The sequence below is a fragment of the Streptomyces sp. NPDC002276 genome, assembly GCF_053891435.1.
The window spans coordinates 206045-229469 of the sequence record NZ_JBSFCQ010000015.1; the positions used below are offsets into that span (position 1 = coordinate 206045).

The window sequence follows — 23425 nt, forward strand, 5'->3', positions numbered from 1 at the left end:
CCCGTGCCCAAAGCCCTCCATTGGCAGAAGTCGTCGTACTCCGGAGGAAACGTCGAAACCAGCTGCCTGGAGATTGCCGCCAGCCCCACCACCCTCCACCTCCGCGAGAGCGACGCCCCCGCCACGCTCCTCACCCCCGCCCCCACCGCCCTGAACGCCCTACTCACCTCACTCAAAGATCAGTTCAGGGTGTGAGCGCGCTCAACTCCCGGCGAACCTGTTCAGCAGGTTGTGGGGTGTGTCGTCGCCCAGGACCTCGTGGAGGTCGGGTTGTTCGGCGGCGGACGCGGCGCTGCGGGGGAACATCGCCTGCTCGTACTCCGTGAGCGCGGCCTCCATGTCGTCGGGGTGAGCCGCGAGGGCCTTGCCGAGTTCCGCGCCGTCGTACATCGCCAGGTTGGCGCCCTCGCCGTTCGGGCCCGTGAGGTGGGCGGCGTCGCCTATCAGGGTCACGCCCGGTGTCCGGGCCCAGCGGTGGTCGGCGGGCAGGGTGTGGAGGGTGCGCAGGATCGGAGGGGTCTCACCGTCGGTGATCAGTGCGGTGAGTTCCGGCGCCCAGCCGTCGAACTCCCGCACGATCAGCGCGGTGAAATCGGTCGCCTCGAACCAGTCCCGCGGCTTGGCGAGCATCACCCAGGAGTGGATGTTCCCCTCGCGCTCCCGGTGGGCCATGATCCCCTTTCCCGGCTCAAGGGCCATCGTCGCTCCGGCGCCCAGCGTCTTCGCGCTGGTCGGGTGCCGGGTGTCGCCGTCGAACAGGTACGTCTCGACGAACGAGATGCCGATGTACTCGGGCGTCGCGTCGGACAGCAGTCGCCGGACCCTCGACCAGGCGCCGTCCGCGCCGACCAGTAGGCCGGTGACGACGGTCGTGCCGTCGGCGAAGGTCACCTCGTGGCGGCCGTCGCCCAGGGGACGGACACCGCCGACCTTGTGCCCCCACCGGACGGTGCCCGCGGGGAGCGAGTCGAGCAGCAGTTGCCGCAGCTCGCCGCGCAGCACCTCGGGACTGCCGCCCGTACCGTCGTCCGGCAGGTCGAGCAGGATCTTCCCGTCCCGGTCCAGGACCCGCATCGCCTGACGTCCCTCCAGGACTATGGCGCGGAACTCGTCCATCAAGTCGGCTGCCTGTAGGGCCAGTTGGCCGTTGTAGTCGCGGATGTCGAGCAGCCCGCCCTGCGTGCGTGCCGTCGCGGAGGGCTCCGCCTCGTAGACCGTCGACGGGATTCCATGGACGTGCAGGACACGGGCGAGCGTGAGACCGCCGAGCCCGGCACCGATGATCGTGACGTGAGTGGTCATGGTGATTCCTCGCGTTTCGCGCCTGCCGGATGACCTCCGGCAGGACCTGTCCGAAACGTTCCAGACCCCGCCGACAAAGATCCGACAGCACACCGACACCACCAACATGCTGCCGTGGGCTCAGCCCGGCTTGACCGCTCGCGTCGCGAAGTAGTGCGACATGTACTGGGCGGACGCGTCGGACTGGTGTGGCGCCTCCGCGAAGCCGGTGAGGACGAAGCCCGCGGCGAGTTGCCCGCCGATCTGGCCGGTGAGGGTGTGGCTGTATTCCAGAGCCGCATCCGCGCCGAACCTCGTGGCGCGTTCCTCTGCGGAGTACTGCGTGACATCGCTGTAGGGCAGCTTGTGTACGACGATCAGCTCGCCGCGCTCGTCGAGGGCCTCGTGGTCGAACAGGTACGCGTCAGGGTTGAGAAAGCCCGCGAGCAGGGTTCCGCCCGGTCGCAGGACGCGGAAGCACTCGCGCCACACCGGTGCCAGTTCCGGTACGAACAGGTTGGAGACCGGATGGAACACGACGTCGAACGTCGCGTCGCCGAAGGCGCCGAGGTCGCGCATGTCGCCCAGGACGGTGCGCAGTTCGAGTCCGTCGCGGGCCGCCACCAGCTGGTCCTGGCCGAGTTGGCCGGGTGAGTTGTCGAACACGGTGACCCTCGCCCCCGCCGCTGCGAGGATCGGACCCTGCTGGCCACCGCCGGAGGCCAGGCACAACACGTCCTTGCCGGTCAGGTCCGCCGGCAGCCAGGAGCGGTCGACCGGCTCGTGCCCGACGAGAACGATCGACCAGTCGCCCTTGCGGGCACGCTCGACATCCTCGGAACTCACCGGCCTCGACCACTCGTTGCCCTCTTGGACGTACTTGTCCCAGGCCACCCGATTGTGGGCGACGGGGTCGAGGTCGACACCACTGTCCTGCACGTTCAACTCCCTGCGGTACTGACACAGTCCGGTGCCGCCAGCCAACACGATCGTGGAGTGCGCGCTCAACGAATTTAGATTTTTAGAATTAGCGGGCAGAGGGTCGGTTCAAGGTGTGACCCGTCGTCCCGTCGTCGCGTCCACGTGGGCCGGGATCTCCTCGTGCCGGTCGCCGACCGTGAGCGTGCCCGTGGGTTCGAGGACGAGGATCTCGGACGGGACGGGGGCGTACGGCTTGTGTTCCGTGCCGCGCGGGACCGTGAAGACGCTGCCCTTGGAGAGGACGACCGTGCGCTCCCCCGCCAACTCGCGCAGCGCGATGTGCAGTTCACCGGCCAGGACCAGGAAGAACTCGTCGGTGTGGTCGTGCGTGTGCCAGAGGTGTTCGCCCTCGACCTTCGCCACGCGTACGTCGTAGTCGTTGACGGTCGTGACGATGCGGGGGCTCCAGTGGTCCGTGAAGGACGCGAGCGCGGCTGTGAGAGAGATCGGTTCCATGGGGGCCATCGTGCGGGTTCCGTGAGCGCCTCACGAGTGCTAGGAATCGCACATGCCGCAAGGATCCTCTCAGCGACCTCGAACACGTCCGCACCGGGTCGCCGTGATCGTCGACGAAGGAACCAACCCCTTCGAAGTGGGCGTCGCCACCGAACTGTTCGGGCTGCCCCGGCCCGAACTCGGGCTCCCCGGGCCGCTGTACGAGGTCCTGGTGTGCACGCCCGCGCGTGAGGTGCGGATGAACCACGGGTTCTTCACCCTCACCGGAGCGCACGGCCTGGACGCCGTGGACTCGGCCGACACCCTCGTCGTACCGGGCCGACCCGACAACGTCGTACCGCGCGGGGCCGCCGTCCTGGACGCCATCCGGCGCACCCACGCGCGCGGGGCCCGTGTCATGAGCCTGTGCACCGGCAGCTTCGCGCTCGCCGAGGCCGGGCTGCTGGACGGGCGCCGGGCCACCACCCACTGGATGTGGGCCGACCGTTTCCGCACCCTGCACCCGCGCGTGCGGCTCGAACCGGACGTCCTCTTCGTGGACGACGGCGACATCCTCACCGCCTCCGGCAGCGCCGCCGCGCTCGACCTGGGGCTGCATGTCGTACGGCGTGACCATGGCGCCGAGATCGCCAACGCGGTCTCCAGGAGGCTCGTTTTCGCGGCCCACCGGGATGGAGGGCAGCGGCAGTTCGTGGAACGGCCGATTCCCGACGTACCCGACGAGTCGCTCGCGCCGCTGCTCGCGTGGGCGCAGGGGCGGCTGGGGGAGCCGTTGACGGTGGCCGGGCTGGCCGCCCGCGCGGCCGTCTCCCCCGCGACCCTGCACCGGCGTTTCCGGGCGCAGCTCGGGACGACTCCGCTCGCGTGGCTGACCGGGGAGCGCGTGGCGCTGGCCTGCCGGCTGATCGAACGCGGGGAGGAACGGCTCGACGTGGTGGCCGCGCGGTGCGGGCTCGGCACCGGGGCGAACCTGCGCGTACGCCTGCGGAAGGAGACCGGATTGAGCCCGTCGGCCTACCGGCGGCGTTTCGGACCGGCTGCCGGGGAAGCCGTAGAGGCATGAGATTCCTCGTACGCGATCGGATCCTCGGCTTCGGTGAGGATTACTGGATCGAGGACCAGCACGGCAACAAGGTGTTCCTGGTCGACGGCAAGGCCATGCGGATCAGGGACACCTTCGAGTTGAAGGACACGCACGGGCGCGTGCTCATCGACATCCACAAGAAGATGCTCGCCCTGCGCGACACGATGGTGATCGAACGGGACGGCGAGCCCCTCGCGACGATCAGACGCAAGCGGTTCTCGCTGCTGCGCAACCACTATCGGGTGTCCCTGGTGGACGGCACCGAACTCGACGTCAGCGGCAAGATCCTGGACCGCGAGTTCGGCGTCGACTACGACGGTGAGCTGCTCGCGCAGATCTCCCGGCGCTGGCTGCACATCCGGGAGACGTACGGCGTCGACATCGTCCGGGAGGACGCGGACGCGGCGCTGCTCATCGCGGTGGCGGTGTGCGTGATCCACCTGGCGGAGAAGGAGCGGGAGGACTAACGCGCTTCGGGGCCGGGGGCGGCCGCCTTGCGGGCACGGGTCCGGCGGCGTTCCCTCAGGTGGTCGGCGAAGCGCATGCAGACGACGACCAGCGCGGCGAGCACCGCGCTGTCCGTCCAGTTGGGAGGGGTGTCGTCCAGCCTGCCGACGAGCCGGACAAGGACCGTGGTGGGGACCCACGCGATGAGCAGGTCGGTGAGTAGGGCCCGGGCGCCGGTGGGCGCCCCGGAGTCGCGCGGTGCGAGGTCGTAGCCGGTGCGGGCGTAGTGGGCCTGACGGCGGCCTTCGAAGCGCAGGAACGCCCAGAACAGCAGCCACGCGCACGTGCCGGTGAGGACGGTCTCCAGGAGACGGCCCCAGACCGGGTCGGTGAAGACCGAGAGGGCCAGGCCGACGGGGGCCGCGACGAGGAGGGCCGCGACCGTCGCGCAGCCCGCCGCGTTCCGCGCGGCGAACACCAGCGGCCGGGGCGGCGGGTCCGCGCCGTCGAAGCCACGGTCGACGGCCCAGAAGGCGCGCCGTAGTCCGGCCCGCAGCCGCCTGGATCTGCCGCCCGCCTCAGACCCGTCGCCCGCCTCGGGTCTGCCGCTCACCCCGCGTGCCGCGGACGTTCCAGCCCCAGCACGCGGTCCTTCAGTGCCGGGAACTGTTCCCGTGTCACGGACACCCGCGCCGGGTCGAATTCCACCGTGAGGACCTCCTCGCCGGCGCCCGCCTCCGCGAGGACCTCGCCCCAGGGATCTACCACGATCGAGTGACCGGCCTGGGGAACTCCGGCGTGCGTACCGGCCGTTCCGCATGCGAGGACGAACGACTGGTTCTCGACCGCGCGGGCCTTGGCGAGGAGGGTCCAGTGGGCGCGGCGGCGTTCGGGCCAGCCCGCGGGGAGGACGAGGGTCTCGGCGCCGGCGTCGACGAGGCCGCGGAAGAGTTCGGGGAAACGGAGGTCGTAGCAGGTGCCGAGACCGATGACCGTCTGGGGCAGACGGACCGTCACCAGTTCGCTGCCCGCGCCCATCAGCACGGCCTCGCCCTTGTCGAAGCCGAAGCGGTGGATCTTGCGGTAGGCGGCGGCCAGTTCACCGGAGGGGGAGAAGACGAGGGACGTGTTGTAGAGGGGTCCATCAGGGTCCCGTTCGGGGATCGAGCCCGCGTGCAGCCAGACGCCCGCGTCGCTCGCCGCCTTGGCCATCGCCTCGTAGGTCGGCCCCTCCAGGGGCTCGGCCTCGCTGCCGAACAGTTCGTAGGCGAACGCGCCCGTGGTCCACAGTTCCGGCAGGACGACCAGGTCGGCGCCCGCCTGTTCGCGGACGAGACCGCCCATCCGAACCCGACGAGATTCGACCGATTCGCCCTCTTCTACGGCGATCTGGATAAGAGAGGCGCGCACACTACCACCGTCCTGGCATTCAAGCCGTTCACACGGGCCTACGATCGTCACACGAAAGCACTGCCGGGCTGCCTCACAGCAGCGTAACTTAGCGTTCCAAGACGCCCGCCGACAGCCACCTCCCGCTGGCAACGACGCCTGCCACCCGACCTGTACCGACCTGTACCGACCGCCGAGGGGTCCCGTTCCGTGAGTCTGCATCCCACTCTCCAGCCCTACGCCGACGCCTGGACCCACTCCATCGAAGCGATATCCGAGCTGGTGACCCCGCTCGTGGAGGGAGAGTGGAACCGGCGAACGCCGTGCCCGGGCTGGTCGGTGCGCGATGTGGTCTCGCACGTCATCGGGCTGGACAACGAGATGCTCGGCGACCCGCGCCCCATCCACACCCTCCCGCGCGACCTCTACCACGTCACCAACGAGCACCAGCGGTACATGGAGATGCAGGTCGACGTCCGCCGCCACCACACGGCGCCGGAGATGACGTCGGAGCTGGAGTACACGATCATCCGGCGCAACCGGCAGCTGCGCAACGAGTCGCGGGAGCCGGGCCGGACGGTCCGCGGTCATGTCAGCACCGAGGTCACGCTCGAAGAGTCCATGCGCACCCACGCGTTCAACATCTGGGTGCACGAGCAGGACCTGCGTACCGCCCTCGGCCGCCCCGGCAACCTCGACTCGCCCGGCGCGCACATCGCCCGTGACGTGCTGCTCGCCGAGCTCCCGAAGGTGGTCGCCGAGGACTCGGGCGCACCGCGCAGTTCGGCGGTCGTCTTCGACGTGCACGGTCCGATCGAGTTCCTCCGTACGATCCGCGTCGACATCCAGGGCCGCGGCTCCCTGGAGACGGCCCCCGCGCTCGGCCCCGCCGCGACCCTGATCCTCGACTGGGAGACGTACGTCCGGCTGGCGTGCGGGCGGGTCCCCCTCGAATCGGTGTCGGACCGCGTCAAGGCGGACGGCGATCCGGAGCTGGCGGCGTCGATACTGCGCAACTTCGCGGTCACGAAGTAACACACCCAAGTCAGTCGAGGTAACACACCCAAGTCAGTCACCGGGAGCGGGAATTCGTTGTCGGTGGCCGGCCGTCCGCGGCTAGCCTCCGCCGCATGTCTGACGTGACGTCCACCAGAACCGACAGCGCGGAGAACGCCGAGCCCGGCGACGGTCCGCCCCGCCTCACCCGGCTCATCTTCCACGGTCCCCTCTCCGAGGAGCGGGCGACCCGGATCGTACGGCGGCTTGCCGGTTCGGCGCCGCGGACGGTGCTCGATCTGGGGTGCGGCTGGGGCGAGTTGATGCTCCGGGTGCTGACCGCCGTACCGGAGGCACGGGGTACCGGGGTCGACCTGGACGTGCGGGATCTGGCGCGCGGGCGGCGTGGTGCCGAGGCGCGGGGGCTCGCGGAGCGGGTCGCGTTCGTGGCGGAGTCGGCCGTGGGGACGGCGCGCGGGCCGGCCGATCTGGTGCTGTGCGTGGGTGCGAGCCAGGCCCTCGCTCCCGAGATCTCCAAGGCTTTGCGCGCGTTGCGGCGGCTCGTCGCCGATGGCGGGCGGGTGCTGCTCGGCGAGGGGTTCTGGCAACGTCCGCCGACGGCGGCCGAGTTGGCGCGCATGTGGCCGGAGGCCTCCGCCGACGACCATCTCGACCTCGCGACGCTGGTCGACCTGGCGGTGGCGGCCGGGTTCCGTCCCGAGTGGGTCGAGACGGCGAACCTGGACGAGTGGGAGGAGTTCGAGGCGGGGTACCAGGCGGACGTGGAGGTGTGGCTCGCCGGGCACGGCGACCATCCGCTGGCCGCCGCGACCCGCGAGCGCCTCGACCGGCACCGGGCCCAATGGATGGGCTACCGGGGCGTGTTGGGCCTCGCCTATCTGACGCTGATCCCTGCCTGATCCCTGCCTGATCCCTTGTCAGGGGTCTCTGGCCCCTTGCTAAGGGTGGCTCGCGTGCGGCACGTGGACTGTCTCCACCCGGCTCGCCACGAGGCGTTCGCGTTCGCGGCGGGCCGCCCTGCGCCGTAGCCGCAGGATCTGGCTGACGCCGAGCGCCTGGAGCACGAAGACCACCGAGAAGGCGATCGAGTAGTTGTCGTCGGTCGCGTCGAGGAGGACGCCGACCGCGAACAGCGTCGTCATCGAGGCCGTGAAACCACCCATGTTGGTGATTCCGGAGGCGGTGCCCTGACGTTCCGGCGGGTTGGCCGGGCGGGCGAAGTCGAAGCCCAGCATCGAGGCGGGACCGCAGGAGCCGAGCACCGCGCACAGCACGATCAGCAGCCACATCGGCGCGTGCTCGCCGGGGTAGACGAGAACGACCGCCCAGATGAACGCCGTAGCGCCGACCGTGCCCAGCGCCAGCGGCAGCCGGGCCGCGTGGTGCCGGGCGACGATCTGGCCGTAGACGAGACCCACCACCATGTTGGACAGCACGACGAGGGTGAGGAGTTCGCCGGCGGTGGCGCGGGACAGGCCCTGGGCCTGGACCAGGAACGGCAGGCCCCACAGGAGCAGGAACACCATCGCCGGGAACTGGGTGGTGAAGTGCACCCACAGGCCCAGGCGGGTGCCGGGTTCGCGCCAGGAGGCGGCGATCTGGCGGCGGACGTAGGCCGCGCCCCGGTGCGGGAACGGCTCCGGCTCGTGCCCCTCCGGGTGGTCCTTCAGGAAGAGCAGCAGCAGGACGAGGACTACGACCCCGGCGAGCGCGCTGCCCGCGAAGGCGGCCGTCCAGCCGATGCCGTGCAGCAGGCGGGCGATCACCAGGGTGGAGACGAGGTTTCCGGCCATTCCCGCGAGGCCCGCGAGCTGCGCGACCATCGGCCCGCGCCGGGCCGGGAACCAGCGGGTGCCGAGCCGCAGCACGCTGATGAACGTCATCGCGTCGCCGCAGCCGAGCAGCGCGCGGGAGGCGAGGGCGGTGCCGTAGGAGGGGGAGAAGGCGAAGCCGAGCTGGCCTGCGGTGAAGAGCACCACCCCGATGGTCAACACCTTCTTGGTGCCGAGGCTGTCGACGAGCAGGCCCACGGGTATCTGCATGCCCGCGTAGACCAGGAGTTGGAGGATCGAGAAGGTGGAGAGGGCGGAGGCGTTGACGTGGAAGCGCTCGGCGGCGTCGAGTCCGGCCACGCCCAGGGACGTACGGAAGATGACGGCGACGAAGTAGACGGAGACGCCGATGCCCCACACGGCGAGGGCGCGGCGGCCGCCGGGGGGATCACCGGGCAGGGAGAGAGCGGAACTCGAACTACTGCTGCTGCTCATCGGACCTCGCCCCGGGCCAGGTGGGAGAACCAGTCGACGTGCTGGTGCACGATCTCCACGGCCGCCTCGGCGTCGCCGGTGCGCAGCGCGTCGAGGATCGCCTCGTGCTCGGTGAGCGTCTTGGCGATGCGGTCGGGGTGGGAGTGCATGATGGCGACGCCCATCCGCAGCTGGCGGTCGCGGAGTTGGTCGTAGAGGCGGGAGAGGATCTCGTTGCCGCCGCTGCGGACGATCTCGGCGTGGAAGCAGCGGTCGGTGACGGCGGCGCCGGCCAGATCGCCCGCGGCGGCCTGTTCCTTCTGCCGCGCGAGGAGTTCTTCGAGCCGGGCGATGAGGGTCGGTGACGCCGGTACGACCTTGCGGACCGCGTGCTGCTCGACCAGCATCCGAGTCTCCACCACGTCCGCGATCTCCTGCGAGGAGACGGGCAGGACGAGGGCGCCCTTCTTCGGGTAGAGCTTGATCAGCCCCTCGACCTCCAGGCGCAGCAGCGCCTCGCGCACGGGTGTCCGTGACACTCCGACGGCCTCGGCCAACTCGCCCTCGGTGAGCAGGGTTCCGCCTTCGTAGAGCCGGTCCAGGACACCTTGCTTGACGTGGGTGTAGACGCGGTCCGCGGCGGGCGGTTGTTTGACGGCGGGCGGGACGGAACCGGTGGCGACGAGGGACGGGGAGGGGGACGGGTACGGCATGAGGACAGCATAGATACAACACGTACGCATGAGGACGGGCGTCCAGGATGCGGACGGGATCGGCCGGGACCGGACGGAACCGGCCGGAACCAAGGAGGGCCGGGGGCGCGTCTATGGGGGTGCGTTTCGGCGGCCGGTTCCCGGGGGCGTTTCACACCTTCGGGGAACCCGCCCCAGCAACCGCACAACCTTCTGTGCTACTTACGTGTCACACACGTGCGGCCCTTCTCTTTCCCCCCTCCAACTGGGCCGTTCCTCAGGGGCATTCAACGTATTCGGGGTACCTCAGTTGATTACTGCCATTACCGGCATCAAGGGCAGCCGCCTCCGCAGAGCCGCCGCGGTCACCGTGACCGCAGGCGCCGTGCTCGCGACCGGCGCCCTGACCGCGGCACCCGCGCAGGCCGTCACGAAGCCGACGATCGTGGCCGCGGGCGGTTTCGTGATGAACAACGCGACCGGCAAGGCGCTCTACACGAAGGCCGCGGACACCAAGCGGTCGACGGGCTCCACGACGAAGATCATGACCGCGAAGGTCGTTCTCTCCCAGTCGAACCTCAACCTCGACGCCAAGGTCACCATCCAGAAGGCGTACAGCGACTACATCGTCGCCAACACCGCCTCCTCCGCCCACCTGATCGTCGGCGACAAGGTCACCGTCCGTCAGCTCCTCTACGGCCTGATGCTGCCGTCGGGCTGCGACGCGGCCTACGCGCTGGCCGACAAGTTCGGCACGGGCTCGACCCGGGCCGCGCGCGTGAAGTCGTTCATCGCGAAGATGAACTCCACGGCGAAGACGCTCGGCATGACGAACACGAAGTTCGACTCGTTCGACGGCATCGGCAACGGCAACAACTACTCGACGCCGCGCGACCTGACGAAGCTCGCCAGCAACGTGATGAAGAACGCCACGTTCAAGACGGTCGTCAAGACGAAGTCCTACAAGGCCAAGACGATCACCAAGACGGGCAGCACCCGCACGATGACCGCCTGGACCAACACGAACACCCTGCTCAGCAGCTACAGCGGCACCATCGGCGTGAAGACCGGCTCCGGCCCCGAGGCCAAGTACTGCCTCGTCTTCGCCGCCACCCGCAACGGCAAGACGGTCATCGGCACGGTCCTCGCGTCGTCCTCCGTCACCCAGCGCGCGACGGACGCGACGAAGCTCCTGAACTACGGCTTCGCGACGATCTGACGCAACCGACACATTCATGGAGGGCCTGCCGCATGCCAGCGGCGGGCCCTTCGTCGTACGCCCCCCTATTCGTCCCTAATCGGTGTCCGTCGCCGCCAGCACCGCGATCCGGCGGCGGTCGGGAGAGAGGGCGGCCATGCCGTAGTCGGAGTCGATGTCGCCATGGAACCAGTCCGTGTCGGCCTCGAAGTGGAACCAGGTGCTCTGCCGGGCGAGGTGCTCCACCTCCTCCGCGCTCGCGTCCGCCGGAGCCCCGCTGAGCCCCGCGATCGAACGCCATGCCCACAGGCGGCCGTACGCGCCGTGCACGCCCGAGTCGTGCATGCCGCCCATCGACGCCGTGTCGAAGAGGAGCCGCCAGATCTCTTCCAGCGGGCGGACGGCGACCTCGAAGCGGTCCATGGGGCCGAGCCCGTCGACGCAGCCCATGGGCAGGGTCGGCAGCAGGGCGGGCACGCGCTCGGGCGGGAGCGCCTCGTCCAGCACGAACACCCAGGCGCCGTGGTCGGCCCATTCGCCCGCCCGCACGGCGGCGACGATGCTCTCGCGTACGTCCGCCGTGGCCATGTCGCGCAGGGCGGACCGCTCGGACGTACGGGGTGTCGGCAGGTCCACGCGCCCCTCGGCGGGCAGCTGGCTCGGCACCCCGTAGGCGGAGCCGTTGACCGAACGCCTCGGGAAGTCGGCGCCGGACTCCACGTCGAGACGGTGCGCCGGGAGCCAGGACAGCGCGTGCCACGGGGGGCGCAAGTGCAGCGCGGAACGCAGCGCCGGATACGTGTCGGTCCGCACGCCACGGAGGACCAACTCGTGGAGGAGGCAGGCACGCAGCTCGTTCAGGTACTCCCGCCCGCGAGGTTCGAAGACGACGGCCGCGAGGTCGGCGACCTGGTGGTGCTCCGCGAGGACCGAGGCGACGTAGGGCAGCAGGGGGCGCGGGCTGCCGGTGGACGGGCGCTTCTCGTCGAGGAACCGGAGGAGGTTGACCAGGCTGTCCCGGCCGGGGGTGAAGGCCAGCACCCGCACCACGTGGGCCAGTTGGCGCTCGTACTCCCGCACCTGCCGGACCGCGTCCGCATGCCGGTCGGCCAACTGCTCGCCCAGCTCACGCAGATACGACGCGTCACCCCGCGGTGGTCCCCCGTGTCCCCCGTGTCCCCCGTGCGCGTCACCGCCGGTGTGCGTGGACTTGGCGGACTCGAAGTCGGACAAGGGACCTACATCTCCTTACGGACACTGTCGATGAGGCTGAGGGAGTCTTGCCGCGTCAGCGCCAACCGCGTGATGCGGCTGAAGACCTCGTTGTGACGCGCGGCGTCAGCCTCGCTCTCCAGCCAGACCTTCGTCGAGAAGGTATCCGCCTGCACGAGGTCCAAGGCGCCAGGCTCCGCAAAGGAGACCACGGTGAAGGCACTGGTCATACCGGGATGAGCGCCTGCGGTGAACGGGACCACCTGTACTCGTACGTTGGACGACTCGGCCGCTCCGAGGAGATGGTCCAACTGAGCCCGCATGATGTCCCGTCCACCGACCGACTGTCGCAACACCCCCTCGCACAGCACCGCCCACAGTCGCAGGGGGTGTTCGCCGACCAGCCGCGCCTGACGGGCGATCCGCGCCTCGACGAAGGGGCTGATCTCGTCGGGGTTCTCCCAGGTTCCGTTGCCCACCGCAAGAGCCCGGGCGTAGTCCGGTGTCTGCAACAAGCCCGGAATGAAGGTCAATTGCCACATCCGGAGTTCTGTGACGACGTCCTCCAGAGCCACGTACTCCATCTGCTCCTTCAGCTGGGGGTACTGATTCCACCAGCCCTGGACCTTGCGACGGTCCCGGTCCGCCTTCGCGAGGGCCAGGAGCTTGCGGCAACAACGACTGGCAGAGCGCGATGAACGCCTTCTGCCAGTCGATCTGGGGCACCACCGCGTGGGGCGGCCGACGTGACGGTGAGAACAACGCCATACCGCCGTCCCAGACCGGCGGCCGTGACCTGCGGCCGTGACTGGCGTACCAATCCCGGTACGGCGCCCGCCGACCGCCGCCCCGTCATCGAGGTCCTCAAGAAGACCGGTGACGACATGAAGCAGATCTTCCACTATGTCGCGGACGCCGCCGAGAAATGCCGGAAGACGACGGAGCGCCTGGCCTTGGAGGCCACGAAGGCGACCGTCCACGACATGGTCCCGGACGGCTTCTCCTGGGACGAGTTCACCGAACTGAGCGCCTATGCCACCTTTGGCGAGATCGTCCTCACGTTCCGTTCACATATGGACAAGGGTGGGTGCGATGTCGCCGTGGAGGCGTATCACAAGGCATTTCACGATGGCGCCGAACGGCTGCGCAAGCTCCTCCCCGAATTGACGGAAGCCGCCATGAGCGCTCCGACGTACGAGGCCGAGGAAGCCCGCGCGGAGGCGTTCGAGTCTCGTTCCCTGACCGACTTCAAGCCCGGCCATGTGTGGTCCACTCCTGGCGACGCGGACAACGGGGTCTACAGAGTCGACCTGGCGTCCACGGAGTGGCTGGAGAATTCCCACACCGTCTCGAAGCATGTCGGCCTGACGGACGACCAGTTGGCCCAACGTCTGCGCGACGACCTGAAGGGTCCCCCAAACCGGGAACGACATGGCCCTACGGACAGCCAAAAATCGCCCAGGCCTCCACGTTCAAAGATCTGGAATCCGCACAGAAGTTGGCACAGTACACTAATGAAAATCTCGATCCTCCTTTCACTGTCCTGACATCCATGCCAGTCGCCAAATAGAAGGGCCAGGTGCTCGACCTTGTCATCCAATAAACAGAATCTGGCCGACTATTTCAGCGTGTCCGGCGCCAGACTCCTCCTCTCGTGTTACGCGGGATTCCCCGAAGTGATCCCTGATGACGCGAGTACGTGGCGCGCCGACCTGTTCCCGATGATGCGAGGAATCTGGAACTCCCAGGTTTCCGGCGGTCGGAGCATCTACGAGATCTCGACCGAGCTACGACGCGTCGCGGACTTGTTCGAGCAATACCCGGACGGGTCACACCGGTCACTGAAGAACCTACCGAAATCGGAATCCGGATCGAATACGCCGACTACCTACCGACAGATCGCCGATTATGTCGAGCAATGGCTCTCACCGTCGAGCGATGAAGAATTGTACGCAATCCCCATGACGTCAATGGAATTGCATTTTCGCTTTCCTCGCCTCGACCAGATCCTGCCGATTTACTTCGGCCAGGATGGCGTTGCGGTCAGCGACAAAATGCAGGATGCCAGTGCGGAGGAGGGTATCCTTATGTACATTTCAGAGACACACCCCCGATGCCCTTGGCAGCTCCCGGGAGCGGTTGCTGAATGCTCGGAGGCGCTCACCCTTTTCCATACCGAGGAACAGCTGGACGACTTCTTCAGTTACGTGGTGCACGGCGGGTCGGGGAGTGAGGATTTCACCGACTTCTTCCCTCTCTTCATCCGCCTTTGCACAGAGCACCTGAAGGAAGCCCACTCACCCCTGTGGCACTGGCAGAAGCGGTAGGGCCGCCGAGCCGGATCAGGGGAACCCGTTCAGCATGCGCACCCGTACCGCCACCTACCTCGACCGCACCACGGCCCAGTGGGCCACCCAACAGGTCGTCACCGCCAACGAACAGGTCATACACCGCTGGCTGGCTCGGTCTACCCGCCCCGCCTGACGATCGAGGCGACATGGCCTTCCCGCCCCGAGCCGGTCGGACGGGTCCTCCTCCAGGCGATGACGCTGGCCGGACGGGAACCCGTCGACGTACGCGCGGCCCGGATGATCCTGAAGCGGGACGCGTCCCGGCCGCACGGATTCGCCGTACACGCCACGTTCCGCGTCTACCTGTAACGACCCGATCCGTAGAGGCTGATCCCCGTGCCCCTGAGCCCCCTCGAACACGACCGCCGCTACGGCGAGTTGGACCAGGTGATCCGCGCCTACGCCGGTCAGCCGGCCGGACGACACGGCGGACAGGCCGAGCCAGGCGCTGATCGCCTGCCTGCGCCACACCTGGCACAGCCGGCCGTGGGCCCTCGCCGTCGCGGAGCGGCAGCTGCGGGAGTACGCCGACAATCCGCCGGGCCGACTCCGGCTGCGGCTCGGCGAGTTCTGCGCCGTCCCGGACGTCGGCCTTCCCGAATCCGACCTCCAACGGTGGCTGTACTGCCTCGCCGACCACATCAAGCACAGCGTGGAGGAGGGCGAGGTCCCGCCCCCGGCCGCCCCCGCCACCCACGGGGAATGGCACGCCCGTTTCCCGGAACTCGGTCAGTTCCTCGGCGGCTGGTTCTCCCAGAACATGCCTGACGAGTTCGACGACCACAACGTGGCGATCGACGACTACCGGACGTCGGCCGACCCGCAGTTGGCCGCCCGCCTCGTCGGCGAGCTGCACGAACTGATCGCCCTGGACCTCGACGAGTCCGACTACGCCCTCGCCGAGTTGGGTATGGAGGTCGACCCACCGGCGCCGTACTCACCCAGCGGCTGGATCGCGCTGGTCGCCGACCGGCTGACCGCGCCACGCGCTGACTACGGGCCCCCGGCGCAACGGAGCTGAGCCGCGCACCTCCTACTCGCGGAGATGCGCGGCCCCTGCGCCTATCCCCAGGTGATCAACCGCTTCGGCTGCTCAAGAATCGCCGCCACGTCAGCCAGCACCTTCGAGCCCAACTCCCCGTCCACCAACCGGTGGTCGAAGGACAGGGCCAGGGTCGTGACCTGACGCGGCTTCACCTTGCCCTTGTGGACCCACGGCTGGAGCTTGATCGTGCCGACCGCGAGGATCGCCGACTCTCCGGGGTTGAGGATCGGGGTGCCGGTGTCGATGCCGAAGACGCCGACGTTGGTGATGGTCACCGTGCCACCCTGCATCGCCGCCGGGGACGTCTTGCCGTCCCGCGCCGTCGACACCAACTCGCCCAGCGACTGGGCCAGTTGCGGCAGCGTCTTCGTGTGGGCGTCCTTGATGTTCGGCACGATCAGGCCGCGCGGGGTCGCCGCCGCGATGCCGAGGTTGACGTAGTGCTTGAGGACGATCTCCTGGGCGGCCTCGTCCCAGGACGCGTTGACGTCCGGGTTGCGCTTGATCGCGACCAGCAACGCCTTGGCGATCAGCAGGAGCGGGTTCACCCGTAGGCCCTGAAGCTCCTTGTCCTGCTTGAGTTCCTCGACCAGCTTCATCGTGCGGGTCACGTCCACCGTCACGAACTCCGTGACATGCGGTGCCGTGAACGCCGAGCCGACCATCGCCGCCGCCGTCGCCTTGCGGACGCCCTTGACCGGGACACGGGTCTCCCGGGTCGTGTCGTACGTCGCGGAGGGCACCGAGAGGGCCGCGGGGACAGGGGCAGGGGCCTGTGCGGGGGCAGGAGCGGGAGCGGGGGTCTGAACTACCGGTTCCGGTGCCGGAGCCAGCGCCGCGTGGACGTCCTCGCGGGTGATGACGCCGTCCGGGCCCGACGGGGTCACCGTCGCCAGGTCGACGCCCAGGTCCTTCGCCAGCTTGCGCACCGGCGGCTTGGCGAGGGGGCGGGAGGGGGACGGGGACGGAGAGGTCACGGTCGGCGCGTGGCCGTTCAGCTCCGTCTGTACGGCCGCCTTCGCCGCCGTCGCCGCCGACGTCTCCTGGGACGGGATCTCCGTGCCCTTGCGGGGGCGGCGCTTCGTCGCGGACGTGGAGACGCCGTAGCCCACCAGTACCGGGGTGCGGGCGGCGGGCTTCGCCTCCTCCTGTGCGGGAGCGGCCACGGGGGCGGCCGGGGTCTCCTCGGGAGCGGCAGCGCCCCCCGCGATCGCCACCGCGATGATGGACGTGCCCACCGCCACCGTCGTCCCCTCCGGGAAGCGGAGTTCGTGGACCACGCCGTCGTAGGGGATGGGGAGTTCCACCGCCGCCTTGGCGGTCTCCACCTCGCAGACGACCTGGCCGTCGGTGACGGTGTCGCCGGGCTGGACGTACCACTTGAGGATCTCGGCCTCGGTGAGGCCCTCGCCCACGTCCGGCATCTTGAACTCGCGTACGGACGCTTCCACTTCAGTCATCGTCGTCACGACCCTCTCCTCAGTACGCCAGAGCGCGGTCGACGGCGTCGAGCACCCGGTCCAGGCTCGGCAGGTACTCCTCCTCCAGGCGGGCCGGCGGGTACGGGGCGTGGTAACCGCCGACCCTGAGCACCGGGGCCTCCAGGTGGTAGAAGCAGCGCTCGGTGATGCGGGCCGCGATCTCGGCGCCGGAGCCGAAGAACACCGGCGCCTCGTGGACCACGACCAGGCGGCGGGTCTTCTCGACCGAGGCCTGGATCGCGTCGAAGTCCAGCGGGGACACCGAGCGCAGGTCCAGGATCTCCAGCGACTTGCCCTCCTCGGCCGCCGCGTCGGCGACCTCCTGGCAGAGCTTCACCATCGGGCCGTAGGCGGCGAGGGTCAGGGCGGTGCCCTCGCGGACCACGCGGGCCTTGTGCAGGGGGTCGGGGATGGCCTCCGTGTTGACCTCGCCCTTGTCCCAGTAGCGCCGCTTCGGTTCGAAGAAGATCACCGGATCGTCGCTCTGGATGGCCTGCTGCATCATCCAGTAGGCGTCCGACGAGTTCGACGGGCTGACGATCTTCAGGCCCGGGACGTGGGCGAACAGGGCCTCGGGGGACTCCGAGTGGTGTTCGACCGCGCCGATTCCGCCGCCGTAGGGGATGCGGACGACGACCGGCATCTTCACCTTGCCCAGGGAGCGGGCGTGCATCTTGGCGAGCTGGGTGACGATCTGGTCGTAGGCCGGGAAGACGAAGCCGTCGAACTGGATCTCCACGACCGGGCGGTAGCCGCGGAGGGCCAGACCGATGGCGGTGCCCACGATCCCGGATTCGGCGAGGGGGGTGTCGACCACCCTGCGCTCGCCGAAGTCCTTCTGGAGGCCGTCCGTGACGCGGAAGACGCCGCCGAGCTTGCCGACGTCCTCGCCCATGATGAGGACCTTGGGGTCGGACTCCAGGGCGGCGCGCAGCGATTCGTTGATCGCCTTGGCCAGCGGCAGGTTCTTGGTTGTCGCGGTGTCCGCCATGTCACTTTCCCCCTTCTTCGTCCGCGAACGACGCCTGGTAGGCGGCGAACTGGGCCCTCTCCTCGTCGACGAGCGCGTGCCCGTCCGCGTACACGTGCTCGAAGAGTGCGAACCGGTCCGGGTCCGGCATGGCACGGACCGCTTCGCGTACACGCCTGCCCAACGTCTCGCTCTCCGCTTCGAGTTCCGCGAAAAATCCCTCGTCCGCGTGGTTTGCGGCTTCGAGGTACCTGCGCAGGCGCAGGATCGGGTCCTTCGCCTCCCACGCCTCGCGCTCCTCGTCGGCCCGGTACTTGGTCGGGTCGTCGGAGGTGGTGTGGGCGCCCATGCGGTACGTGTACGCCTCGACGAGCGTCGGGCCCTCGCCGTTGCGGGCCCGCTCCAGCGCCCACTTGGTGACCGCGAGGCAGGCCAGGACGTCGTTGCCGTCGACGCGGACGCCCGGGAAGCCGTAGCCCTGGGCGCGCTGGTAGAGCGGGACGCGGGTCTGCTTCTCGGTGGGCTCGGAGATGGCCCACTGGTTGTTCTGGCAGAAGAACACGACCGGGGCGTTGTAGACCGCGGAGAAGGTGAACGACTCGGCGACGTCGCCCTGGCTGGAGGCGCCGTCCCCGAAGTACGCGACGACGGCGCTGTCGGCGCCGTCCATGGTCACGCCCATCGCGTAGCCGGTGGCGTGCAGGGTCTGCGAGCCGATGACGATCGTGTACAGGTGGAAGTTGTTGGTGTTCGGGTCCCAGCCGCCGTGGTTGACGCCCCGGAACATGCCGAGCAGGTTGGTCGGGTCGACCCCGCGGCACCAGGCGACGCCGTGCTCGCGGTAGGTCGGGAAGACGTAGTCGTCCTCGCGGGTGGCCCGCCCGGAGCCGATCTGGGCGGCCTCCTGGCCGAGCAGCGAGGCCCACAGGCCCAGCTCGCCCTGGCGCTGGAGGGCGGTGGCCTCGGCGTCGAAGCGGCGGGTGAGCACCATGTCGCGGTACAGGCCGCGGAGGTCCTCGGGGGTGATGCCGGCGACGTACTTGTCGTACGGGGCGGTCTTCGCGTTCTTGACTCGCTTGCCCTCGGGCGTCAGCAGCTGGACGAGGTCCGGGTCGGCGCCCTTGGCCTTGCTTCCGGCGCTGCGTCGCGGCTTGCGCGTGGCAGTGCTCTCCACGGTCACGTGTGCTCCTCCGTCGGTCCGGCTCCCCGGGTTCGCCGGGTGCCAGTGCGGCTCACCTGCGCCCCACGGACGCACAGGGATGGGTGCGGTCGTCGGGAGCAGGCGTGACAGGTGCCCCGGCGAACGCCCTGCAACAGGCACGTTACCCAGTGCTCCACAATTCTGTGAAACCCCTCCTGACCTGCGATTTTGCTTGGATTTCCAAGTAAATCGGCAAAGTCGGGAACAAGTCCTGGTCACAGCCTTGCAGGGGGCCGGAACAACGGCACGTTATCCCGGTCACCTCGGGCACGGGAAGAGGCCGCGTGTGAGACTTGGCGTGTGCGCGAAGACGGAAAAATCAGTGTTTTTCTCCTCGATGACCACGAAGTGGTACGCAGAGGTGTCCATGAGTTGCTCTCCGTGGAGGACGACATCGAGGTGGTCGGCGAGGCCGGTACAGCGGCCGACGCGCTGGTGCGGATCCCGGCCGTGCGCCCCGATGTCGCGATCCTGGACGTACGGCTCCCGGACGGCAGCGGCGTCGAGGTGTGCCGGGAGATCCGCGCGCGGGACGACTCGGTGCGGTGCCTGATGCTGACCTCCTACGCGGACGACGAGGCCCTGTTCGACGCGATCATGGCGGGCGCCTCCGGGTATGTCCTCAAGGCCATCCGGGGGAACGAACTGCTGAGTGCCGTACGGGATGTCGCGGCCGGGAGGTCGCTGCTCGACCCGGTGGCGACCGCCCGGGTCCTGGAGCGGCTGCGCAACGGCGGCGCCGAGCCCGACGACAGGTTCGACGCGCTCACCGACCAGGAGCGCAGGATCCTCGACCTGATCGGGGAGGGGCTCACCAACAGGGCGATCGGCGAGCGGCTGCACCTCGCGGAGAAGACCATCAAGAACTACGTGTCCAGTCTGCTTTCCAAACTCGGTATGGAGCGGCGCTCGCAGGCGGCGGCCTACGTGGCGCGCAGACAGGCCGAGCGGCAGCGCCATTAGGGACCAAAGACCTCTCCCCCGGGAGGCCTGATACGCCGACAGTGGTCCTATGTCCGAGGACGCACAGCCGGCCATCGCCCTGCTCTCCCGTACCGATCACGGCAGGGTGGCCACCACCTTGAGGGCGCTGCCCTTCCTGGCCCTCGCCGGGCACATCGTCCAGGACGGCAGGCTGCTGCTGCGGATGCCCCGGAGCCACGGCCACCACCACGCGTGCGTGGGCAGCGTGGTCGCCTACGGGGCGGACAACCTGGACTCGGCCGGGCCGGGCGAGGAGTTGTGGTCCGTGCAGGTGATCGGCACGTGCGAGCCGCACGAGCCGACGGCCGACCAGGTCGAGCGTTTCGGCCCGGCCCGGGACGCGATGGTCTACCTGCGCATCGAACCGCGGCTCGGCACCGTGCACTCCGTGGACGGCGGTCTGGAACGGCACTTCCGGCCCACCCCGTGACCGAAAGCGACCATCGACGACCGACCGGTGACTTTCTGTGACAAACCGCAGCTCACGGGCCCGTCCCGTGCCCTAGCATCGGCCGCGTGCCACCCTTACGTGTACCACCCCCCGTGCCTCACGCGCCCCCACTGGGCGCCCTCCTCAGCCAGTACGCCGCCGGGTCCGCCGTCACCTGCGAACCCGTCGAACAGGGCCTCCTGAACCGCGGCTACCGGCTCCGCACCACCCGGGGCCGCTACTTCCTCAAGCACCACTTCGACCCCGAGACCGCGGACCCGGCCGCGATCGCCCGCCAGCACGCCGCGACCCGGCGGCTGGCCGACCTCGGCGTCCCCGTCGCCCCGCCGCTGCCCGACCGCGACGGCCGTACGGTCGCCGTCGTGGGCGGTCACGCCTACGCCCTGCACCCCTGGATCGACGGCCGCCACCGCCACGGCGGCCAGCTCACCACCGTCCAGTGCGGCCGCCTCGGCGCGCTGCTGGGGGTCGTCCACGCGAGCCTGGAGCGGGTGATGCCGGGGCAGCGCGGGGAGTGCCTGCCGGGGGCCGACCCCGCCGACACCTTCGCCCTCATCGACGACCTGCTCGGGCACGTCCGCCGCCACCGGCCCGCCGACGCCTTCGACGAACTGGCCCGCCACCGGCTGCTGGAACGGCGGGAACTCCTGGAGCGGCACGCGGACCGGCGCCCGCCGCGCGGGGGCTCCGTGGAGTGGGTGCACGGCGACTTCCACCCGTTCAACCTGCTCTACAAGGGCGACGCCCCCGCCGCGATCGTCGACTGGGACCGGCTCGGCGTACAGCCCCGCGCGGAGGAGGCCGTACGCGCCGCCGCGATCTTCTTCGTACGGCCCGACGGGGCGCTCGACCTGCCCAAGGTGCGGGCGTACGCGCACGCGTACCGGCGCTCCGCGCGGGCCACGCCGTCCGAACTGGCCGCCGCCGTGCACCGGGTGTGGTGGGAGCGGCTCAACGACTTCTGGATGCTGCGCTGGCACTACGAACGCGGCGACACCCGCGCGGACCCCCAGTTCCCGGCCGCCTCGGCGCTCGCCGTGTGGTGGACCCGGGAGTACGACGCGGTGTGCGAGGCCTTCACGGAGTACGCCCCCTAGAGCCCTCTAGAACCTCCTGGAACCTCCTGGAGGACGACGGAAAACGGCACGCGCGCGTGGACCCCTGTTACAGGGTGCACGCGCGCGTGTCGTTGTGCGTGGGGGTCAGCCGCCGCCCAGGGCGCCGGCGACGGTGCCGGTACCGCCGTCGTCACCGGGGTCGCCCGTGTCCGTCGGGTCCGACGAGGTCGACGCGGTCGGGGTGTCCGACGGTTCCTCGGAGGCCGTCGCGGACGGCGTGCTCGAAGGCTTCTCGGTGGCCGTCTCGGACGGCGTGTACGAGGGCGTGCTCGACGGCGTGTAGCCCGAGCCGGAGTTCGTGCCGCTGTCGTCCGTCTCCGTGTCCGAGGGCGTGGCCGACGCCTCGTCGCTCGGTGTCTCGCTGGCCGTGTCGTCGGTCGCGGACTGCGAGGTGGTCGGCGACTGCGAGGTGCCCGAACCGCCGGTGCCGTTACCGGTGTTGTTCATGGCCAGCGCCACGCCCGCCGCGATGGCGATCACCGCGAGCACCGCGAGGATCCACAGCTTGCCCCGGCCGCTGCCGTGGTTGCCGTGCCCCTCGAAGCCGCCGTCGTCGCCGTTGCCGTAACCGCCCGGCAGGATCGGCTGCGGGATCTGCGCGGTGCCGGAGGGGTCGCCCTGGGGCATCACGGTGGTGCCGGCGAAGCCCCCCGGAGGGGTCCCCTGCGCGTTGGCCACGGTCACCGGGCCGGTGTTCCAGGTGCCGGTGTGGCCGCCCTGGTCGTAGAGCATCTGGAGGCCGTACTGGACGAGCCCGCGCATCTCCTCGGCCGTCTGGAAACGGTCGTCCGGGTCCTTGGCGAGCGAGCGCATGACGAGGCCGTCGAGTTCCGGCGGGCAGACCCCGTTCGACGTCTGGGACGGCGGGACCGGGATGTCCTGGACGTGCTGGTAGACCACCGACAGCGGAGTCTCGCCGGTGAACGGGGGCCGCAGCGCGAGGAGTTCGTAGAGGAGGCAGCCCGTCGCGTACAGGTCGGAGCGGTGGTCGACGGCCTTGCCGAGCGCCTGCTCCGGGGAGAGGTACTGCGGGGTGCCCATGACCATGCCGGTCTGCGTCATCGTCGTGGACGCCCCGTGCAGGGCGCGCGCGATGCCGAAGTCCATGACCTTGACGGCGCCGTTGTGCGTGATGATCACGTTCGCGGGCTTGATGTCGCGGTGCACGATGCCGTGCTGGTGCGAGTAGGCGAGCGCCTCCAGGACACCGGAGACGATGATCAGGGCCTGCTCGGGCCCCGGCGCCTCGGCGTTCAGGAGCAGGTCGCGGATCGTGCGCCCCTCGACGATCTCCATGACGATGTAGGGCACGGACTGGGCGCCGCCCGCGCCGTAGCCGCCGGTGGACACCGTGTCCTCGCCGGAGTCGTACACGGCGACGATCGCGTGGTGGTTGAGGCCGGCCACCGACTGGGCCTCACGCGTGAAGCGGGCCTTGGAGGTCGGGTCCTCGGCCAGGTCGGAGCGGAGCAGCTTGACCGCGACCGTGCGCCCCAGCCGGACGTCCTCGGCCGCGAAAACCTCGGCCATACCGCCCCGGCCCAGTCTGTGGGTGAGCCGGTACCGGCCGTCGCCGACCAGTCCGCCGTTGCCCCACAGTTCCGGTGCGTCCGACATTCCGCCGCCAGCCGCCTCGGGGTCGGACGGGCCCTGAGCGTGCTGCTGTGCCATCAGTCCTCGCCGTCGTTTCTGCCCGCGGTGCGCGCGGTGTTGTCACGGTCTCCGTCGGCCACGCTACAGGCTCGGCGCAAGCCGCCGTTCCGGGATCAGTGCCGGAATCGTCCGTAGACGGACCGGCCATCAAATCGGTACCACGGGCCG

At 69.5% G+C, this 23425-nt stretch carries 24 protein-coding genes and 2 pseudogenes; 13 read left to right on the forward strand and 13 right to left on the reverse strand.

Features of this window, described 5'->3' with window-relative positions:
• Positions 1-3 precede the first annotated feature (3 nt).
• Positions 4-195, forward strand: a complete 192-nt coding sequence (locus ACWIHT_RS33235; RefSeq protein ID WP_456172007.1) for a DUF397 domain-containing protein — start codon at positions 4-6, stop codon at positions 193-195.
• 6 nt (positions 196-201) lie between these two features.
• Here ACWIHT_RS33235 and ACWIHT_RS33240 read toward each other — a convergent pair whose 3' ends face one another.
• The 3 genes from ACWIHT_RS33240 to ACWIHT_RS33250 form a co-directional block, all read right to left on the reverse strand.
• Positions 202-1302 (reverse strand): FAD-dependent oxidoreductase, encoded by a 1101-nt coding sequence (locus ACWIHT_RS33240; protein WP_456172008.1) that lies wholly within the window; start codon positions 1300-1302, stop codon positions 202-204.
• Between the two features lie 120 nt (positions 1303-1422).
• Positions 1423-2220, reverse strand: a complete 798-nt coding sequence (locus ACWIHT_RS33245) for a class I SAM-dependent methyltransferase (protein ID WP_456172009.1) — start codon at positions 2218-2220, stop codon at positions 1423-1425.
• A 108-nt stretch (positions 2221-2328) separates the two neighbouring features.
• On the reverse strand, positions 2329-2727 hold the full coding sequence (locus ACWIHT_RS33250; RefSeq protein WP_456172010.1) for a cupin domain-containing protein: 399 nt from the start codon (positions 2725-2727) through the stop codon (positions 2329-2331).
• Positions 2728-2770: 43 nt separating this feature from the next.
• Here ACWIHT_RS33250 and ACWIHT_RS33255 point away from each other — a divergent pair, with 43 nt between their 5' ends.
• Together ACWIHT_RS33255 and ACWIHT_RS33260 are read left to right on the forward strand one after the other, a co-directional pair.
• Positions 2771-3781: a GlxA family transcriptional regulator gene (locus ACWIHT_RS33255; protein WP_456172011.1), complete on the forward strand. Its 1011-nt coding sequence runs from the start codon at positions 2771-2773 to the stop codon at positions 3779-3781.
• Entirely contained in the window at positions 3778-4269 is a 492-nt protein-coding gene (locus ACWIHT_RS33260) for an LURP-one-related/scramblase family protein (RefSeq protein ID WP_200712920.1), read from the forward strand. Before ACWIHT_RS33255 ends, ACWIHT_RS33260 begins: the two co-directional genes overlap by 4 nt.
• Here the strand turns inward: ACWIHT_RS33260 and ACWIHT_RS33265 are convergent.
• Entirely contained in the window at positions 4266-4862 is a 597-nt protein-coding gene (locus ACWIHT_RS33265; RefSeq protein ID WP_456172012.1) for a hypothetical protein, read from the reverse strand. The genes ACWIHT_RS33260 and ACWIHT_RS33265 overlap by 4 nt on opposite strands.
• Positions 4859-5659, reverse strand: coding sequence for a carbon-nitrogen family hydrolase (locus ACWIHT_RS33270; RefSeq protein ID WP_456172013.1), 801 nt, complete (start codon positions 5657-5659; stop codon positions 4859-4861). Before ACWIHT_RS33270 ends, ACWIHT_RS33265 begins: the two co-directional genes overlap by 4 nt.
• Before the next feature lie 189 nt (positions 5660-5848).
• Here ACWIHT_RS33270 and ACWIHT_RS33275 point away from each other — a divergent pair, with 189 nt between their 5' ends.
• Entirely contained in the window at positions 5849-6673 is an 825-nt protein-coding gene (locus ACWIHT_RS33275; RefSeq protein WP_456172014.1) for a maleylpyruvate isomerase family mycothiol-dependent enzyme, read from the forward strand.
• 95 nt (positions 6674-6768) lie between these two features.
• Positions 6769-7554 (forward strand): SAM-dependent methyltransferase, encoded by a 786-nt coding sequence (locus ACWIHT_RS33280; protein ID WP_456172016.1) that lies wholly within the window; start codon positions 6769-6771, stop codon positions 7552-7554.
• Between the two features lie 39 nt (positions 7555-7593).
• On the opposite strand, the gene ACWIHT_RS33285 is transcribed toward ACWIHT_RS33280, so the two are convergent.
• Positions 7594-8922 carry an MFS transporter gene (locus ACWIHT_RS33285; protein ID WP_456172017.1) on the reverse strand — a complete coding sequence of 443 codons (1329 nt, stop codon included), beginning with the start codon at positions 8920-8922 and terminating at the stop codon, positions 7594-7596.
• Positions 8919-9614: a GntR family transcriptional regulator gene (locus ACWIHT_RS33290; protein WP_456172018.1), complete on the reverse strand. Its 696-nt coding sequence runs from the start codon at positions 9612-9614 to the stop codon at positions 8919-8921. The genes ACWIHT_RS33285 and ACWIHT_RS33290 overlap by 4 nt, the downstream gene beginning before the upstream one ends.
• Positions 9615-9903: 289 nt before the next feature.
• Here ACWIHT_RS33290 and ACWIHT_RS33295 point away from each other — a divergent pair, with 289 nt between their 5' ends.
• A complete protein-coding gene (locus ACWIHT_RS33295; RefSeq protein ID WP_456172020.1) occupies positions 9904-10812 on the forward strand; it encodes a D-alanyl-D-alanine carboxypeptidase family protein in 909 nt (302 codons plus the stop codon).
• A gap of 75 nt (positions 10813-10887) precedes the next feature.
• Here the strand turns inward: ACWIHT_RS33295 and ACWIHT_RS33300 are convergent, their stop codons facing one another.
• Together ACWIHT_RS33300 and ACWIHT_RS33305 are read right to left on the reverse strand one after the other, a co-directional pair.
• Positions 10888-12024 carry a DUF6183 family protein gene (locus ACWIHT_RS33300; RefSeq protein WP_456172021.1) on the reverse strand — a complete coding sequence of 379 codons (1137 nt, stop codon included), beginning with the start codon at positions 12022-12024 and terminating at the stop codon, positions 10888-10890.
• A gap of 5 nt (positions 12025-12029) precedes the next feature.
• Positions 12030-12578 (reverse strand): DUF5753 domain-containing protein, encoded by a 549-nt coding sequence (locus ACWIHT_RS33305; protein WP_456172022.1) that lies wholly within the window; start codon positions 12576-12578, stop codon positions 12030-12032.
• Positions 12579-12794: 216 nt separating this feature from the next.
• Between ACWIHT_RS33305 and ACWIHT_RS33310 the strand changes: the two genes are divergently transcribed.
• The 4 genes and pseudogenes from ACWIHT_RS33310 to ACWIHT_RS33325 all read left to right on the forward strand — a co-directional run bounded on the left by ACWIHT_RS33310 (position 12795) and on the right by ACWIHT_RS33325 (position 15375).
• Positions 12795-13550: a hypothetical protein gene (locus ACWIHT_RS33310; protein WP_456172024.1), complete on the forward strand. Its 756-nt coding sequence runs from the start codon at positions 12795-12797 to the stop codon at positions 13548-13550.
• Positions 13551-13631: 81 nt separating this feature from the next.
• Positions 13632-14330, forward strand: coding sequence for a hypothetical protein (locus ACWIHT_RS33315; RefSeq protein ID WP_456172025.1), 699 nt, complete (start codon positions 13632-13634; stop codon positions 14328-14330).
• Positions 14331-14364: 34 nt separating this feature from the next.
• A pseudogene (locus tag ACWIHT_RS33320) lies at positions 14365-14663 on the forward strand (RNase A-like domain-containing protein).
• Positions 14664-14690: 27 nt separating this feature from the next.
• Positions 14691-15375 (forward strand): annotated as a pseudogene (locus ACWIHT_RS33325) (contact-dependent growth inhibition system immunity protein).
• A gap of 41 nt (positions 15376-15416) precedes the next feature.
• On the opposite strand, the gene ACWIHT_RS33330 reads toward ACWIHT_RS33325, so the two are convergent.
• The 3 genes from ACWIHT_RS33330 to pdhA are packed head-to-tail and all read right to left on the reverse strand — an operon-like array spanning position 15417 to position 19030.
• Positions 15417-16868, reverse strand: a complete 1452-nt coding sequence (locus ACWIHT_RS33330; RefSeq protein WP_456172026.1) for a dihydrolipoamide acetyltransferase family protein — start codon at positions 16866-16868, stop codon at positions 15417-15419.
• 10 nt (positions 16869-16878) lie between these two features.
• Positions 16879-17871 (reverse strand): alpha-ketoacid dehydrogenase subunit beta, encoded by a 993-nt coding sequence (locus ACWIHT_RS33335; protein WP_456172027.1) that lies wholly within the window; start codon positions 17869-17871, stop codon positions 16879-16881.
• Between the two features lies 1 nt (position 17872).
• Entirely contained in the window at positions 17873-19030 is a 1158-nt protein-coding gene (gene pdhA / locus ACWIHT_RS33340) for a pyruvate dehydrogenase (acetyl-transferring) E1 component subunit alpha (RefSeq protein WP_456172028.1), read from the reverse strand.
• 321 nt (positions 19031-19351) lie between these two features.
• Between pdhA and ACWIHT_RS33345 the strand changes: the two genes are divergently transcribed.
• The 3 genes from ACWIHT_RS33345 (at position 19352) to ACWIHT_RS33355 (ending at position 21583) form a co-directional block, all read left to right on the forward strand.
• Entirely contained in the window at positions 19352-20014 is a 663-nt protein-coding gene (locus tag ACWIHT_RS33345) for a response regulator (protein ID WP_456172030.1), read from the forward strand.
• A gap of 49 nt (positions 20015-20063) precedes the next feature.
• A complete protein-coding gene (locus tag ACWIHT_RS33350; RefSeq protein ID WP_456172031.1) occupies positions 20064-20465 on the forward strand; it encodes a pyridoxamine 5'-phosphate oxidase family protein in 402 nt (133 codons plus the stop codon).
• A 113-nt stretch (positions 20466-20578) separates the two neighbouring features.
• Positions 20579-21583 (forward strand): phosphotransferase, encoded by a 1005-nt coding sequence (locus ACWIHT_RS33355; protein ID WP_456172032.1) that lies wholly within the window; start codon positions 20579-20581, stop codon positions 21581-21583.
• A 105-nt stretch (positions 21584-21688) separates the two neighbouring features.
• On the opposite strand, the gene ACWIHT_RS33360 is transcribed toward ACWIHT_RS33355, so the two are convergent.
• On the reverse strand, positions 21689-23275 hold the full coding sequence (locus tag ACWIHT_RS33360) for a protein kinase domain-containing protein (RefSeq protein WP_456172033.1): 1587 nt from the start codon (positions 23273-23275) through the stop codon (positions 21689-21691).
• Positions 23276-23425 lie beyond the last annotated feature (150 nt).

What these genes read in the sequence shown, in the direction of transcription:
- ACWIHT_RS33285 (WP_456172017.1), bottom strand. Translation starts at nt 8,922, where the DNA reads ATGAGCAGCAGCAGTAGTTCGAGTTCCGCTCTCTCCCTGCCCGGTGAT.
- ACWIHT_RS33280 (WP_456172016.1), top strand. Translation starts at nt 6,769, where the DNA reads ATGTCTGACGTGACGTCCACCAGAACCGACAGCGCGGAGAACGCCGAG.
- ACWIHT_RS33335 (WP_456172027.1), bottom strand. Translation starts at nt 17,871, where the DNA reads ATGGCGGACACCGCGACAACCAAGAACCTGCCGCTGGCCAAGGCGATC.
- ACWIHT_RS33250 (WP_456172010.1), bottom strand. Translation starts at nt 2,727, where the DNA reads ATGGCCCCCATGGAACCGATCTCTCTCACAGCCGCGCTCGCGTCCTTC.
- ACWIHT_RS33255 (WP_456172011.1), top strand. Translation starts at nt 2,771, where the DNA reads ATGCCGCAAGGATCCTCTCAGCGACCTCGAACACGTCCGCACCGGGTC.
- ACWIHT_RS33350 (WP_456172031.1), top strand. Translation starts at nt 20,064, where the DNA reads ATGTCCGAGGACGCACAGCCGGCCATCGCCCTGCTCTCCCGTACCGAT.
- ACWIHT_RS33290 (WP_456172018.1), bottom strand. Translation starts at nt 9,614, where the DNA reads ATGCCGTACCCGTCCCCCTCCCCGTCCCTCGTCGCCACCGGTTCCGTC.
- ACWIHT_RS33360 (WP_456172033.1), bottom strand. Translation starts at nt 23,275, where the DNA reads ATGGCACAGCAGCACGCTCAGGGCCCGTCCGACCCCGAGGCGGCTGGC.
- ACWIHT_RS33240 (WP_456172008.1), bottom strand. Translation starts at nt 1,302, where the DNA reads ATGACCACTCACGTCACGATCATCGGTGCCGGGCTCGGCGGTCTCACG.
- ACWIHT_RS33260 (WP_200712920.1), top strand. Translation starts at nt 3,778, where the DNA reads ATGAGATTCCTCGTACGCGATCGGATCCTCGGCTTCGGTGAGGATTAC.